Here is a 15403-nt window from a genome sequence, read left to right as displayed (position 1 = left end):
GACCGCGAGGGGCCTCGCGCCCGGCAGGCGGGGCCGGGGAACCACCCCGCTCACTCCGTCGCCGCCGTCAACGCCGACCACGCACACGCCCCACGCCCGACAGCGCTGCCGCAAGGGCCGCCGACCCCCGGCGTCGCCGTCTTCGCTCGGAGAGCGGGGCATTCCGTAGCCGTACCTCACCCCCGTCAGGCAGAGGCACGGCCGTGCCGTGCCGGGCCGGGCCGGGGCACATGGGATCACGCCGCCCCTAACGGGGTCACCGGGCGCGACATGGCCGCCACCGCCTCGATGAACGCGCGGCACCGGGCGAACTCCACCGCGGTGAACGGCACCCGCTCCCGACGCAGCAGGATGTGTCCTCCCCCGGGGACCGACAGGCACAGCACGGTCCCGGACGGCTCGTCGGGGGCTGTGCCCTCCGGGGGATCCGCCACGTGCTCGGCACCGTCCGCGCCGCACAGGTCGCCCAGCGCCCCTGCCAGGGACGCCCCTCCGGCCACGGCCGCCACCAGGGAGAGCGCGCGCCCGGTGGTGTCGCGCAGATCGCGCACGTCGGCGGGCTCGACCACGGGCGCGTGCCCGCCCGCGCGCGCTACCGCCGCGCGCAGCCGCTCCGGCCCGACCGGCCCGGGCGCGGTGAGGAAGAAGTCGTCCAAGGCCTCTCCCGCCCCCGGGTGGACCTGCACCAGCCTGATGTCCGCGCCCAGCTCGGCCATCCGGCCGGTGAGCGCGGCCAGGCCGCCCGGCAGGTCGTCCACGGCCACGCGGAGCCGCCACAGCCGCTCGCCCTGAGGGCGCGCGGTCGTTCCCGACGGAGCGGCGCGCCCACGGCGCGCGCCGCCGACTCGGGTGCCGCCGACTCGGGTGCCGCCGACTCGGGCGGCGCGTGCACGGGCCTGTCGGCGGTGGCGGAGCCACCGGTGCATCGAGGCCCCCGCCACGAGGGCGGCTCCCAGCCCTATGAGCAGGGCTCCCCCGCCCTCGCTGTGGCCCAGCGAGAGCACCAGCAGATGCGCCGCTCCCCCGGCGAGCAGCAGCGCCCCCAGCTCCAGGGCCTCTCTGCCCATGAATCCGAAGAGCCCGTGCGGCGCCCCGGGCTGCGGTCCGTACGGTGTGCGGTTGGGTTCAGGCGACTCGACTGCGTCCATGGCGATGATGGTGCCCGGCCCGGGTTGCGCCCCGTCGACGCCCGGTGACGCCGCTGTTACCCCTGGCTGTGAGGCCGCTCACCCCGCCTCGGCCCGGTCGGGCGATCCGGACTCCAGGTCCGCCCGCAGCCACCGCTCCACCTCCATCACGTGCATGGTGGCCGCCGCGCGCGCCGCGTCGGGGTCGCGGGCCAGCAGCGCTTGGTAGATGCGCTCGTGGTCCTGGCGCAGCCGGGCGGCCTGGCCGTCGGCGCAGTGCCCCCGCCACACCCGCGCGTTGAAGGTGCGCGAGGACAGCCCGTCGTTGATCGCCGCCAGCGTGGCGTTCCCGGTGATCTGCACGATCGCCTGGTGGAAGGTGAGGTCGGCGGCGACCGTCTCGCGTCCCCCGCCGCCCGAGGAGATCCGGTCCAGGATGGCGCCGACCCGCTCCAGCTGGGCGTCGGTGGCGCGGGCGGCGGCCAGCGCGGTGGCGGCCGGCTCCAGCATCCGGCGCACCTGCAGCACCTCGATGAGGGTGTCGCCCTGGGAGATCTCGGCCAGCACCGAGAAGGTCTCCAGCAGGTCGGCCGGGCGCAGCGAGGACACGTACACCCCCGCGCCGTGCCGCACCTCCAGCACGCCCAGGGTGGTCAGCGTGCGCACCGCCTCGCGCATGGAGCTGCGCGAGACCTCGAACTCGTGCGCCAGGTCCCGCTCGGTGGGCAGGCGGTCGCCGGGGCGCAGCCGCCCCTCGGCGATCATCGCCTTGATCCGCTCGATGGGGCGCCGGGTCACCGGCATGCGCGTCGCGGGCGGCGCGGGGCTCGGGCCGTCGGTCGGGCTCACGCGGGGTCCTCTCAGGGGCGGCGGGCCGGGTCGGCCCGCACCGGTGCGTCTCTCATGGCCCATCTTGACACCTTCGCACCCGTGCACGTAGAAGTGATCCGACCACTTCGCCCACATGACGCCGACCACACCGTCATCTACCGGCCCGATCCCGGGACATCGGCGGACGGACAGCACCGAACTGATCAGACCAATCGACGCGCCCGCACCCCCCGGACGCGGGCGCCGCCGACGGAAAGGCCTGCACCGTGAAGCTGCTGAGAATCGGACCGCCCGGGGCCGAACGGCCCGCCGTCCTGTCCCCCGAGGGCGTCCCCCTCGACCTGTCCGCGATCACCCCCGACATCGACGCCGACTTCCTGTCCGGCGGCGGCCTGGAACGCGCGCGCACCGCGCTGGAGGCCGGGGAGCTGCCGGTGCTGCCCGGCGCCGCCGGCGCCGGGACGCCGGACGGCCCCCGTGTGGGCCCACCCGTCGCCCCGCGCGGCAAGCTCATCGGCATCGGCACCAACTACGCCGACTACGCGGCCGCCACCGGGGCCGAGCCCCCCGAGCGGCCCATCGTTTTCATCAAGCCCACCGACACCGTGGTGGGCCCCTACGACCCGGTGCGCATCCCCCGCGGCTGCACGGCCACCGACCACGAGGTGGAGCTGGCCGTGGTGATCGGGCGCACCGCCCGCTACCTGGAGACCGACGCCGAGGCCGAGGCCGCGGTGGCCGGGTACGCGGTCGCCAACGACGTCACCGAGCGCGAGCACCAGTTCGGCCACGGCGGCCAGTGGGGCAAGGGCAAGTCCTTCGAGACCTTCACCCCGCTGGGCCCGTGGCTGGCCACCCCCGACGAGCTCGGCGACGGCGGCACCGCCGCACTCGGGCTGCGCACCCGGGTGAACGGGGAGCTGGTCCAGGACGGCACGACCGCCGGGATGCTCTTCGGCGTGCCCTACCTGGTGCGGCACCTGAGCCGCTTCATGGCGCTGCGCCCGGGCGACGTCGTCATCACCGGCACCCCCGCCGGGGTGGCCATGACCCGGCCGGACACGCCCTACCTGCGCCCCGGCGACGTGATGGAACTGGAGGTGGACCTGCTGGGCGGCCAGCGCCAGGTGCTGGCCGCCGCCTGAGCGGGGGCGGGCAGGACGGGCCGACACGCCCTCCCGCCGCCGGGCCGGCGCCCGGGCCCGCATCTAGGGTGAGCCCCGCGGACGCCTCCGCCCGCCCGGCCCCGGCACGGGGCCGGGCGGGCCCACGTGAGGGGGTCCGCACAGGCCCACGCCCGAGTGTCGGCACCGAACCGACCCCGCGGGCCGTCCCACCGGAGCGGCCCTGGAGATGAGGGAGCGCATGCGGATCGCCCTATTCGTCACCTGTGTCAACGACACGCTGTACCCGGGCACCGGGCGTGCGGTGGTGCGGCTGCTGGAGCGGCTGGGCCACGAGGTCGTGTTCCCCGAGGAGCAGACCTGCTGCGGCCAGATGCACTACAACTCCGGGTACCGGCGCGACGCCCAGCGCCTGGCGGTGCGCTTCGTGCGCACGTTCGCGGACGCGGACGCCGTCGTCGCCCCGTCGGGCTCGTGCGCGGCGATGATCCGCGACAACTACCCGCGCCTGGGCGAGGACGGCAGCCGCCTGCAGCGCGCCGCCGCCGACCTCACGCCGCGCGTGTACGACCTGTCCGAGCTGCTGGTGGACGTGCTCGGCGTCACCGACGTGGGCGCCTACTTCCCGCACACCGTCGCCTACCACCCCACCTGCCACGGGCTGCGGATGCTGCGCCTGGGCGACCGCCCCTACCGGCTGCTGCGCAACGTGCGCGGGCTGAAGCTGGTCGACCTGCCCGGCGCCGCCGAGTGCTGCGGCTTCGGCGGCACGTTCGCGGTGAAGAACCCGGACGTGTCGGCGGCCATGGGCTCGGACAAGGCCCGCAACGCCGCCTCCACCGGGGCCGAGGTGCTGTGCGCCGTCGACAACTCCTGCCTGATGCACATCGGCGGGACGCTCAGCCGTGAGCGCGCGGGCATGCGCGTCGTCCACCTGGCTGAGATCCTCGCCTCGACCGAACGGGAGCCCGCCCTCGCATGAGCAGCGCGACATTCGTAGGGATGCCCGCCTTCCCCGACGCGGCCCGCGGCGCCACCGCGGACGCCCAGCTGCGGCACAACCTGCGCAAGGCCACCGGCACCATCCGCGGCAAGCGCGGCGAGGTGGTGGAGGAGCTGGACGACTGGTCCGAGCTGCGCGAGGCCGGCCGCGCGGTCAAGGACCGCACCCTGCGCCACCTGGACCGGTACCTGGAGCGGTTGGAGGAGTCGGTGACCGCCGCGGGCGGCACCGTGCACTGGGCCTCCGACGCCGAGGAGGCGCGCGCGATCGTGACCCGGCTGGTGCGCGCCACCGGCGAGCGCGAGGTGGTCAAGGTCAAGTCGATGGCCACCCAGGAGATCGAGCTCAACAACGCCTTGGAGGCCGAGGGCATCACCGCCTATGAGACCGACCTGGCCGAGCTGATCGTGCAGCTCGGCGAGGACCTGCCCTCGCACTTCCTGGTGCCGGCCATCCACCGCAACCGCGCCGAGATCGGGCGCATCTTCCGCGAGCGGATGGGCGAGTGGGGGGTGCCCGCCCCCGAGGGGCTCGGCGACGACCCGCGCGAGCTGGCCGAGGCCGCCCGGCGGCACCTGCGGCAGAAGTTCCTGGAGGCCAAGGTGGCGGTGTCCGGGGCGAACTTCGCCGTGGCCGACACCGGCAGCCTGGTGGTGCTGGAGTCCGAGGGCAACGGGCGGATGTGCCTGACGCTCCCCGAGACGCTGATCTCGGTGGTGGGCATCGAGAAGCTGGTGCCCAGCTGGTCGGACCTGGAGGTGTTCATGCAGCTGCTGCCGCGCTCCTCCACCGGCGAGCGGATGAACCCCTACAGCACGGTGTGGACCGGGGTCACCCCCGGCGACGGGCCGCAGGAGTTCCACCTGGTGCTGCTGGACAACGGGCGCACCGACACCCTCGCCGACGAGGTGGGGCGCCAGGCGCTGCGGTGCATCCGCTGCTCGGCGTGCCTGAACATCTGCCCGGTGTACGAGCGCACCGGCGGCCACGCCTACGGGTCGGTCTACCCCGGTCCGATCGGCGCGATCCTGACCCCGCAGCTGCAGGGCGTGCAGGGGCCGGTGGAGAAGGCGCTGCCGTTCGCCTCGTCGCTGTGCGGGGCGTGCTACGACGTGTGCCCGGTGGCGATCGACATCCCCGAGGTGCTGGTGCACCTGCGCGAGAAGGTGGTCGACGGCAAGCGGCCGGGGCCGGAGAAGGCGGCCATGGCGGCGGCCGAGTGGGTGCTGGAGGGGCCCAAGCGTCTGAACGCCGCACAGCGCACGGCCTCGGCGCTGCGCGGGGCGGTGCCCCGGCGGCTGCCCGGGCCCGGTGCCGCCTGGACCGACACCCGGGACGTGCCCGACATCCCCGAGCGGCCCTTCCGCGACTGGTGGCGGGAGCGGTCCCGGAGCGGACGGAACGGACGGGGCGGAGAGGAGCGGGGATGAGCGGCCGACAGGGATCGATGGGCTCGCGCGAGCGCGTATTGGCCAAGGTGCGCGCCGCGCTGGCCGACGTCCCCCGGGGCGAGGACCCCGGGGACGTCCCGGTGCCGCGCCGGTACGACCGCACCCACCGCCAGGGCCCTGCGCTGGACCTGCTGGTGGACCGGTTGGAGGACTACAAGGCGCAGGTGCACCGGGTGGCGGAGGACGGGCTGCCCGGGGCGGTGGCCGAGGCGCTGGCGCGGCGCGGCGCCGACCGCCTGGCGGTGCCGGGGGACGCCCCCGGGGAGTGGTTCGCCCAGACCGGCGCGGAGGTGCTGCGGGACTCCCCGTGGGAGGGGCGCGTGCTGTCCGTGCCCGAGCTGGACGCGGTGGACGGCACGGTGACCGGGTGTGCGGTGGCGGTGGCCGAGACCGGCACCATCATCCTGGACACCGGTGAGCACCAGGGGCGCCGGGCGCTGACGCTGGTGCCCGACTACCACCTGTGCGTGGTGCGGGCCCGCCAGGTGGTGGACTCGGTGCCGGAGGCGCTGGAGAGGCTGGAGCCGGCGCTGCCGCAGACGTGGATCAGCGGCCCGTCGGCGACCAGCGACATCGAGCTGGAGCGGGTCGAGGGCGTGCACGGGCCCCGCACGCTGGAGGTCCTGATCGTTGAGTAGGCGGGCTCTTCCTCTCCCCGCGCGCGGGGAGAGGAGGAGCCCCGCGCTCGCGGTCCGCAGCGCGGGCGGGGGGGCATCGTCTGCCGGGGCGGTGCCCTGCCTGCCGGGCCGCGGCGACGTGGCCGCTGCGTTCCCGGCCGCACCTGGTCCGTCCTCGGCGCTCTCACGGCTCCTCCCCGTCGGTCACGGCCGCCGAGAGCCGCGCGGCACCGACGGGCTCGCTCGGCCCCACGATTCCGACCCCCGCGAGCCCGCCACGCATGGACGCCGTCACGGCACGGTCACGGCACGCGGGCGGTCCAGTCCCTCGACCCGAACTTGGTGACGGCCAGCTCGTGGGCGGTCTCCAGTTCCTCGTCGGTCAGGGTGTCCTCGGTGAGGCCGTTGCGCTCGCGGAAGGTCGCCACCATCGCGTCCATCACCTGCTCGCGCGACAGGCCCGTCTGCCGCCGGAGCGGGTCCACCCGCTTCTGGGCGCTCTTGGTGCCCTTGTCCGACAGCTTCTCCCTGCCGATCCGCAGCACCTCGGTCATCTTCTCGGCGTCGATGTCGTAGGCCATCATCACGTGGTGCAGGACGGCCGACCCGTGCGCCGACACCCGCTTCTGGGCCGCACCGGCGATCTTGCCGCCCTTGGAGGCGATGTCGTTGAGCGGCTGGTACCAGGCGTCCACGCCCAGGCCGCCCAGCGCCCCCAGCACCCAGTCGTCCAGGTAGGCGTAGCTGTCGACGAACGGCATGCCGTGCACCAGCGCCTCGGGCACGTACAGCGAGTAGGTGATGCTGTTGCCGGGCTCCTGGAACATCGCGCCGCCGCCGCTGATCCGGCGCACGACCGTCACGTCGTGGCGGCGGGCCCCGTCCGGGTCGACCTCGTTGCGCAGGGACTGGAAGCTGCCGATGACCACCGACGGGCGGTCCCACTCCCAGAACCTCAGGGTCGGCTTGCGGCGCCCGGCCGCGACCTCCCGGGTGAGGACCTCGTCCAGGGCCATGTGCAGCTCGGGGGCGTGCGGCCCGTCCTTGATGAGCTGCCAGTCGTAGTCGCTCCACGTGGTGGCGCGGGCCAGCGCGCGGCGCACGGCGACGCCCACGGCCTCGGCCGAGAAGCCGAACATGACCGTGCCCTCGGGCAGGGCGCTCTCGATGCGCCCGGCGAGCGCCTTGGCGTCGGTGTCGGCCGGCGCCCCTTCCAGGGCGCGGTCGATCTCCTCCAGGGCCTCGTCGGGTTCGAGGAAGAAGTCTCCGGCGACCCGGACATGCCTCAGCCGCCCGTCCTCCACCTCGAAGTCGACGACGACGAGCTTCCCGCCCGGAACCTTGTACTCTCCGTGCACTGCCACTCCCCCGTGCCGCGGCGCGCGGCCGCCCCGTTGCGACAGGGCAAAGACTATGCGGCGCCGACCGTTCGGGCAGGGGCGCCGCGACGTGAGGTCTCTCGCTCCCTCAGCGGGAATCCTCCGGGGGTTCGGCGCCGATGCTGCGGAGCACGGCCGCCGCCTTCAGGAGGGTCTCGCGGAACTCGTCGGCCGGGTCGGACATCGCGGTGATCGCTCCACCGGTGCCCAGGCGCGCCCGGTCCCCGTCGCACACCAGGGTGCGGATGACGATGCTCAGGTCGGCGGTCCCGTTGAAGCCGAGGTAGCCCAGGCAGCCCGCGTAGGGACCGCGCGGCCCCCGCTCCAGGGCGTCGAGGAGGGCGACGGTGCGCTCCTTGGGGGCGCCGGTCATGGACCCTCCGGGGAACAGGGCGCGCAGGCAGTCCACGGCCCCGCGGTCGGCGCGCAGGCGGCCCTTGACGGAGGTGACCAGCTGGTGGACGGTCGCGTAGGACTCCACGCCCATCAGGCGCGGCACCTGGACGCTGCCGGGGCGGCAGACCCGGCCCAGGTCGTTGCGGATGAGGTCGGCGATCATCAGGTTCTCGCCGCGGGTCTTGGTGTCGGCGGCCAGCTCGCGCGCGGCCGCCGCATCGTCGTCGGGGTCGGCGCACCGGGCGGCGGTGCCCTTGATGGGCTTGCTCTCGGCCCACCCGTGCGCGTCGACCGCCAGGAACCGCTCCGGGGAGGCGCTGAGCACGGTGCGGGCCCCGCTGCGCAGGTAGGCGGCGTAGGGGGCGGGGTTGTCGCGGCGCAGGCGCCGGTAGGCGTCCAGGAGGCCGGAGGGGCCGCCGGGGGCGGCGGCCTCCATGGCGTAGGTGTAGCAGGCCTCGTAGCTCTCGCCGTCGAAGAGCCAGGAGCGGACGGTGTCCAGGTCCTCCAGGTAGCCGCGGCGGGCGACCGAGGCGGTGGCCGCCCCTTGCGGGGAGGGCGGCGGCGGGGGCGGGGCGGGCCGCACGGCGCGCAGCCGCGCCTCGTAGGCGTCGAACCAGGCGGCGGCCTCGGCGGCGGTTCCGCCGGTGTGCACGAGCCAGGCGGCGCCGGTGAGGTGGTCGGCGGCCAGGAAGCGGCGGACGGTGAGGAACTCGGCGTCGGGGCCGCGCGGGTCGGGGCGGACGGGCCCGGCCGAGGAGGTGCCGTCGGCGGCGCCGTAGCCGAGGTAGCCGACGAGGCCGCCGAGGAAGGGCAGCGGGAAGGCGGCGGGGTCGACCCGGTCGGCGGCGGTGCGGCGGGCCAGTTCGTCGAAGAGCCCGCCGCCGAGCGGGCGGGCGGTCCCGCCGCGCACCTCCTCCAGCCGGGGTCCGCCGGGACCCGCGCTGTAGCGGAGCAGCGGGTCGCGGCGGGTGTCGACGGAGCCGAGGAAGCTGTAGCGGCCCATGCCGTAGGCGGTGCGGGCGCTGTCGAGCCAGAAGGCGTGGTCGTCGGCGGTGTGCAGGGCGGTGAAGACGTCCTCGGGCGAGACGTGCAGGTCGACGGCGCGCACGTGGACGTCGTGGACGGGTGCGGGGGCGGGGGCCTCCGACGCGCGGGGCGCCGCCTGCGGCCGGGGCCGCTCCTCCGGTGTGCGCGCCGGCGCCGCGGCCGCGGTGTGCTCCGTCGGGGCCGGGGGCAGGGCGAGGAAGTTGGCGATGAGTTCGCGGCCGTACTGGGTCTCGACCGACTCGGGGTGGAACTGGACCCCGTGCACGGGCCGGGTCCGGTGCCGCAGCCCCATCAGGACGCCGTCGGAGGCGCGCGCGGCCGCTTCGAGTTCGGGCGGCAGGGGCTCGGGGACGGCCAGGGAGTGGTAGCGCACGCACCGGAAGCCCTGGGGCAGCCCGGCGAAGACCCCGCGCCCGTCGTGGGCGACCTCGTCGACGCGGCCGTGCATGACACGGGGCGCGTGCTCGGCCTTGCCGCCCGCGAGCGCGGCGAGGAGCTGGTGGCCCAGGCACACGCCGAGGACGGGGCCGGGGAAGGCCTCCAGCAGCTCGGGCAGGCGCCCGACGTCGCCGGGCACGTGCGGGCTGCCGGGGCCGGGCGAGACGACCAGGTGAGTGTGGCCCCCGGCGAGGAGGTCGGCCGGGTCGAAGGCGTCGTTGGGCACGGTGTGCGGTTCGGCCCCGGCGACCTGCCAGATGAGCTGGTGGAGGTTGAAGGTGTAGGAGTCGTGGTTGTCCACGAGCAGCACGCGCGGCGCCGCGTCGGGAGGCGCCCCGCTCCCGGACGGGTGGTCGCGCATGCCGGGCCTTTCGGTGGGGCCGCGCAGGGCACGGCCGGGTCGCTATCGGGCGGTTGAAGAGGTGTTTCCACGATATCGACCCGGAACGGGCGACGGGGAGTCGGCACGGAAGCGGCGGTGGCGGCACGGCGTGGGCCCCGGGCACCGTGCGGTGCCCGGGGCCCACGCCTCGTCCCGGAGCGCGGCGGTTCCGCGTCCACCGGCCCACCCCTTACAGCAGGGACACCGCCTCGGTCAGGACCGAGCGCAGGATCTGCTCCATCTCGTCGAACACGGCCTGGTCGGCGACCAGGGCCGGGGCCAGCTGGATGACCGGGTCGCCCCGGTCGTCGGCGCGGCAGTACAGGCCCGCGTCGAACAGCGCGCCCGACAGGAAGCCGCGCAGGATGCGCTCGGACTCGTCGGCGTCGAAGGTCTGCCGGGTCTCCCGGTCCTTGACGAGCTCGATGCCGTAGAAGTAGCCGTCGCCGCGCACGTCGCCGACGATCGGCAGGTCCTTGAGCCTCTCCAGCGTGGAGCGGAACGCCGCCTCGTTCGCGCGCACGTGCCCGGTCAGCCCCTCGCGCTCGAACACGTCGAGGTTGGCCAGGGCCACCGCCGAGGACACCGGGTGCCCGCCGAAGGTGTAGCCGTGCGTGAAGGCGGCCGAGCCCTCGCGGAACGGCTCGAAGACCCGGTCGGAGGCGATGGCCGCGCCGATGGGGGCGTAGCCGGAGGTCATGCCCTTGGCGCAGGTGATGATGTCGGGGGTGTAGCCGTAGCGCTCGCAGGCGAACATGTGGCCCACCCGCCCGAAGGCGCAGATGACCTCGTCGGACACCAGCAGCACGTCGTGCCTGTCGCAGATCTCGCGGACGGCCTGGAAGTAGCCGGGCGGGGGCGGGAAGCAGCCGCCGGAGTTCTGCACCGGCTCCAGGAAGACGGCGGCGACGGTCTCGGGCCCCTCGTTGAGGATGGCCTGCTCGACCTGGTGGGCGGCCCAGCGGCCGAACGCCTCGGGGTCCTTGGACATGCCGGTCTCACCGGTGATCTCGTCGGCCCGGTACAGGTTGGTGTTGGCCACCTTGTGGGCGCCGGGGACCAGCGGCTCGAAGACCTTCTTCAGGTCGGGGACACCGGTGATGGACAGGGCGCCGTGGGTGGTGCCGTGGTAGGCCACCGAGCGGCTGATGACCTTGCGCTTCTCGGGGCGGCCGGTGAGCGAGAAGTACTGCTTGGCGAGCTTCCAGGCGGTCTCCACGGCCTCGCTGCCGCTGGTGGTGAAGAAGACCCGGTTCAGGTCGCCGGGGGTCTGCGCGGTGAGGCGCTCGGCCAGCTCGATGGCGGCCGGGTGGGCGTAGCTCCACAGCGGGAAGTAGGCGAGGTCGGCGGCCTGGCGCGAGGCCGCCTCGGCGATCTCGCGGCGCCCGTGCCCGGCCTGGACGACGAAGAGGCCGGCCAGGCCGTCGATGTAGCGGCGGCCCTCGGCGTCCCAGATGTGGACCCCGTCGCCGCGGGTGATGACGGGGACGCGGGAGCCGTCCTCGAAGGTCGAGTGGCGGGTGAAGTGCATCCACAGGTGGTCCCGGGCGGCGTCCGAGAGTCTCCGGGCGTCGCCTGGGGTCGCTTCCTGCGCGGTGTTCGTGCTCATGGCCCCTTGCCCATTGTCCGATTCGGGTGCGGTGCCCCATGATCAGCACTCACACCCTGATTCGTCAACTGTTTCAGGGGCGAATCTTGAGATCTGCAACTGATAACGAAGGTGAACAGCGAGTTCTTAACGGTTTTCGCATTCGAGACCCGAGGGGTGGCCAGGGCCGGGCCGGCCGGCCCTCACCCGGGGGCCGCGACCTCGGCCACCGCGAACGCGTGCCCGTCCAGGCCGACCCGGCCGCCCCGCACCCGCGCGTCCGACGAGGCCAGCAGCACCCGCTCCACGGGGGCGTCCAGCACCGCGTCGGCCGGATGCGGCCGCAGGTTGCACGCCACCCGAAGCCGGCCGCGGTGCAGCACCAGCACGCGCCCGTCGTCGGAGGCGCGCACGGTGAACCGGTCCAGGCGGGGGTCGGCCAGCTCGGGGCGGGCGCGGCGCAGCGCGATGAGCTCCCGGTAGGCGTCGAGCACCGCGCGGTGGGGGTCGGCGGCGCGCTCGTCCCAGTCCAGGACCGAGGCCTCGCGCGCGGCCGGGTCCATGGGGTCGGGAACGGCGTCGGACCACCCGTGCGCGGCGAACTCGCGGCGCCGCCCCCGCCGCACCGCCTCGGCCAGCTCGGGGTCGGGGAAGGAGGCGAAGAACCGCCAGGGCGTGGAGGCCGCCCACTCCTCCCCCATGAACAGCATCGGCGTGTAGGGCGAGCACAGGACCAGCGCCGCCCCGCAGACCAGCAGGTCGGGCGGGACCGACGCGGACAGGCGGTCACCCAGGGCGCGGTTGCCGACCTGGTCGTGGGTCTGCAGGTAGGCCAGGAAGCGGGCGCCGGAGTCGGCCGAGGGGTCGACGGGGGCGCCGTGGGAGCGGCCCCGGAACGACGAGTACCCGCCGTCGTGCAGGAAGGTCCGGCGCAGCGTGCGCGGCAGCGCGGAGGGGCCGGCGAAGTCGGCGTAGTAGCCGTGGGTCTCCCCGGTGAGCGCGGTGTGCAGGGCGTGGTGCAGGTCGTCGGACCACTGGGCGTCCATGCCCAGCCCCCCGGCGGAGCGCGGGCGCACCGTGCGCGGGTCGTTGCGGTCGGATTCGGCGATCAGCGACAGCGGGCGGCCCAGCCCGGCGGCGAGCGCCTCCACCTCGGCCGAGAGCTCGGCGAGGAGGGGGACGGCGCGGGTGTCGTGCAGCGCGTGCACCGCGTCCAGGCGCAGGCCGTCCAGGTGGTAGTGGCGCAGCCAGCCCAGGGCGTTGTCGAGGACGTGGCGGCGCACCTCGTCGGAGCCGGGGCCGTCGAGGTTGAGGGATGGGCCCCAGGCGGTGGAGCCGCTGGAGAAGTAGGGGCCGAAGCGGGGCAGCGTCGCGCCGGAGGGGCCCAGATGATTGTGGACGACGTCCAGGACGACGCCCAGGCCCCGGGCGTGGCAGGCGTCGACGAAGCGCTTGAACCCGTCGGGGCCGCCGTAGGGCTCGTGGACGGCGTACCACAGGACACCGTCGTAGCCCCAGCCGCGGTCGCCGTCGAAGGCGTTGACCGGCATCACCTCGACCAGGTCCACACCGAGGTCGGCCAGGTGGTCGAGCCGGGCGGCGGCGGCGTCGAAGGTGCCCTCGGCGGTGAAGGTGCCGATGTGCAGCTCGTACAGGACCGACCCGGGCAGGGCGCGGCCGCGCCAGCCGCCGTCGGTCCAGGAGAAGGCGGAGTGGTCGTAGATGCGGGAGGGGCCAGTGACCCCGTGGGGCTGCCACGCCGACCGGGGGTCGGGCAGCGGCCGGGGGTCGTCGCCCAGGAGGAGGGCGTAGTCGGTGCCGGGGGCGAGGGGTGGGCCGCCGAGCACCCACCAGCCTCCCGGCCGCGGTTCCATGTCCCGGTCGTCCCCGTCGGCCCGGAGCCGGACCCGTTCGTGCTCCGGGGCCCACACGGAGAGCCGGTCGCCAGCGCCGTTGTCCACGGGGTGCCCGTACCCGCCGGGGGGCGCGGCCACGCAGGTCCGGCGTCCTCCGCCCGCCCTACCTGGCCCGGTAGACGCCGATCCGGAAGGAGGCGGTGACCCCGACCGGTTCGGGCAGCGCGTCGGCGCGGCGCTCCAGCTCGCCAGGGGCGAGGTGGCGGGCGCTGGGGCCCATGCCCGCGACGGTCAGGGCATCGGAGCGGGGCAGGCGCATGGTGGAGACGACGTCCTCGCCGCCCGCGCGCTCGAAGCGGGCCGAGAGCGTGTCCTCCAGGCGCTCCTCCTTGCGGGCGTCGACGGAGACGAGGCCGAGGGCGGCGACGAGTTCTGCCAGGTGGTCGGGGCCGGGCGTGACGACGATGAGGGTGCCGCCGGGGCGCAGCACCCGGTGGAACTCGTCGGCGCCGCGCGGGGCGAAGACGTTGAGCAGGACGGACACCGCGCCGTCGCGCAGGGGCAGGCCGCGCCAGGCGTCGCAGGCGGCGGCCCCGGCGCGGGGGTGGGCCTTCGCGGCCCGGCGGAGGGCGTACTTGGAGAGGTCGAGCCCGAGGCCGAGGGCGTCCGGGGAGCGGTCGAGGACACGGGAGAGGTAGTAGCCGGTCCCGGCGCCGACGTCGGCGGCCAGCCCGCCGCCGGCCAGCGCGGGGGCGGCGGCTTCGGCGACGCGCGCGGCGAGGGGGGCGTAGTGCCCGGCCTCCTGGAAGGCCTGCCGGTCGCGGACCATGTCGGCGGTGTCGGCGGTCCCGGTGGGCCTGGCGCCGGTGAGGAGCCCGGCGTACCCCTCTTTGGCGACGTCGAAGGAGTGCCCCGAGGTACAGCGCAGGGCGTTCCCGGCCGGACCGATCGGTTCCCCGCAGTGGGGGCAGGCGAGGGAGTCGAGAACGGGGAGCGGCATCCGGAGCCGGTCCAGGACGGCGTGGTGCCGGTCGTCGCGCGAGGTAGCCATGATCGCCGTCCACTTTAGAGCGTGGAACCCGGCCCCCGGTCCGGGCGGCTGAGCAGGTACCCCGCTCACGGTCCCTAGCCGTGCGGCGGGCCTCTCACGGTCAAGGTGAGCAGGCGGCCCAGCAGGTACCCCGCTCACGGGTCCCGGCCGGGCGGCGGGTTGGCGGAGTGTCGGGCGGCCGGGCAGCGACGACGAAGGTCGGCAGCCCTTACGGCAGCGTCGTCGACCGGCACGCGTGCGGATGGTCACCGTGCTCGGCGGCGACGGCCCGAGGTGGGCACCCCCTGGCCCTACCAACCGTCCGTCTGGTCGCTCAAGGACCAGGCAGGCGGCCCAGCAGGTACCCCGCTCACGGGTCCCGGCCGGGCGGCGGGTCGGTGGAGTGTCGGGCGGCCGGGCAGCAACGAGGAAGGTCGGCGGCCCATACGGCAGCGTCGTCGGCCGTCCGGCGTGTGCGCGGTCGCCGTATCGGGCGGCGACGGTGAGAGCGAGGCGGTTCCCGGGCCCCGCCTGCCGTCCGGCGGGTTCCGCGTGCTCCGGGCGGACGGTTCGGGGCGGGGGTCACGGTCTCCGTCGCCCCGGGGCGGCCACCGGTCCCGCGCGGCGAACCCCTTGACCTCGTGACCTGGGCGAACACTCCCCGTTATGTGCGGGAGGGGGCGGGAAGCGCGCTCCGCGACACCTCTGGGCACCCCCGGGCGACGAACACGGCGAGGTCAGAACATGTTCTGGAAGCAGAATGCCCGATTCATGCACCATTGGGGTGTTCTTGTGGTGTGCGGCCAAGGGGGCGCGGCTGTCCAGGTGTCCCCGCCGAGGCGCCGGGGCTCTCGTGGGCCCGATATCGATTACACGCAGTGACACTGGTTCTGGCAAACGGCCCCAGCGTGCCGTTTGGGCCCCTCTCGGTACCGAATCCCGTTCTGGTATCGCGATGAACGTACGCCCGCGCCGCACGCCGGTCCACCCCGAGCGTCGAACAGGGTCCGGGAGGATCGCCCGAGGCCCGGAAAACGGGCGCATCAGACACCGGAGCGGTAGCGGCCCGGCCGGAACCTCCGATCCGGGCGCCTCGGGCACCCTGCCCGCCCCCTCGGCGATGATCTCGGGAAA

11 protein-coding genes are annotated in these 15403 nt (G+C 74.9%); 4 read left to right on the top strand and 7 right to left on the bottom strand.

The window, feature by feature from the left end; translation table 11 throughout:
• Positions 1–236: 236 nt before the first annotated feature.
• Both O4J56_RS29590 and O4J56_RS29585 read right to left on the bottom strand, forming a co-directional pair.
• On the bottom strand, positions 237–1148 hold the full coding sequence (locus O4J56_RS29590; RefSeq protein ID WP_270690365.1) for an ACT domain-containing protein: 912 nt from the start codon (positions 1146–1148) through the stop codon (positions 237–239).
• Between the two features lie 78 nt (positions 1149–1226).
• Positions 1227–1931 carry a FadR/GntR family transcriptional regulator gene (locus O4J56_RS29585; RefSeq protein ID WP_270690366.1) on the bottom strand — a complete coding sequence of 235 codons (705 nt, stop codon included), beginning with the start codon at positions 1929–1931 and terminating at the stop codon, positions 1227–1229.
• Between the two features lie 293 nt (positions 1932–2224).
• On the opposite strand from O4J56_RS29585, the gene O4J56_RS29580 reads away from it, so the two are divergent.
• The 4 genes from O4J56_RS29580 to O4J56_RS29565 all read left to right on the top strand — a co-directional run bounded on the left by O4J56_RS29580 (position 2225) and on the right by O4J56_RS29565 (position 6174).
• Positions 2225–3103 carry a fumarylacetoacetate hydrolase family protein gene (locus O4J56_RS29580; RefSeq protein WP_270690363.1) on the top strand — a complete coding sequence of 293 codons (879 nt, stop codon included), beginning with the start codon at positions 2225–2227 and terminating at the stop codon, positions 3101–3103.
• 220 nt (positions 3104–3323) lie between these two features.
• Positions 3324–4064, top strand: coding sequence for a (Fe-S)-binding protein (locus O4J56_RS29575; RefSeq protein ID WP_270690362.1), 741 nt, complete (start codon positions 3324–3326; stop codon positions 4062–4064).
• Positions 4061–5515, top strand: a complete 1455-nt coding sequence (locus O4J56_RS29570) for a LutB/LldF family L-lactate oxidation iron-sulfur protein (protein WP_270690361.1) — start codon at positions 4061–4063, stop codon at positions 5513–5515. The genes O4J56_RS29575 and O4J56_RS29570 overlap by 4 nt, the downstream gene beginning before the upstream one ends.
• Positions 5512–6174, top strand: coding sequence for a LutC/YkgG family protein (locus O4J56_RS29565; RefSeq protein WP_270690360.1), 663 nt, complete (start codon positions 5512–5514; stop codon positions 6172–6174). The genes O4J56_RS29570 and O4J56_RS29565 overlap by 4 nt, the downstream gene beginning before the upstream one ends.
• Positions 6175–6455: 281 nt before the next feature.
• On the opposite strand, the gene O4J56_RS29560 is transcribed toward O4J56_RS29565, so the two are convergent.
• From O4J56_RS29560 to O4J56_RS29540, 5 genes are all read right to left on the bottom strand, one after another.
• The gene (locus tag O4J56_RS29560) at positions 6456–7511 is read right to left on the bottom strand and encodes a lipoyl protein ligase domain-containing protein (protein WP_270690359.1); all 1056 of its coding nucleotides are present in this window, start codon (positions 7509–7511) and stop codon (positions 6456–6458) included.
• Positions 7512–7620: 109 nt separating this feature from the next.
• Entirely contained in the window at positions 7621–9774 is a 2154-nt protein-coding gene (locus O4J56_RS29555) for a chorismate-binding protein (protein WP_270690358.1), read from the bottom strand.
• A 211-nt stretch (positions 9775–9985) separates the two neighbouring features.
• Positions 9986–11404: an aspartate aminotransferase family protein gene (locus O4J56_RS29550; RefSeq protein WP_270690357.1), complete on the bottom strand. Its 1419-nt coding sequence runs from the start codon at positions 11402–11404 to the stop codon at positions 9986–9988.
• Between the two features lie 182 nt (positions 11405–11586).
• Entirely contained in the window at positions 11587–13377 is a 1791-nt protein-coding gene (gene treZ, locus O4J56_RS29545; RefSeq protein WP_270690355.1) for a malto-oligosyltrehalose trehalohydrolase, read from the bottom strand.
• Between the two features lie 25 nt (positions 13378–13402).
• Positions 13403–14239 carry a putative RNA methyltransferase gene (locus O4J56_RS29540; RefSeq protein ID WP_408639192.1) on the bottom strand — a complete coding sequence of 279 codons (837 nt, stop codon included), beginning with the start codon at positions 14237–14239 and terminating at the stop codon, positions 13403–13405.
• Positions 14240–15403: the final 1164 nt, after the last annotated feature.

The organism is Nocardiopsis endophytica, from assembly GCF_027706725.1.
GTDB classification, from domain to species: domain Bacteria; phylum Actinomycetota; class Actinomycetes; order Streptosporangiales; family Streptosporangiaceae; genus Nocardiopsis_A; species Nocardiopsis_A endophytica.
This window is presented reverse-complemented; position numbering and strand designations above follow the sequence as displayed.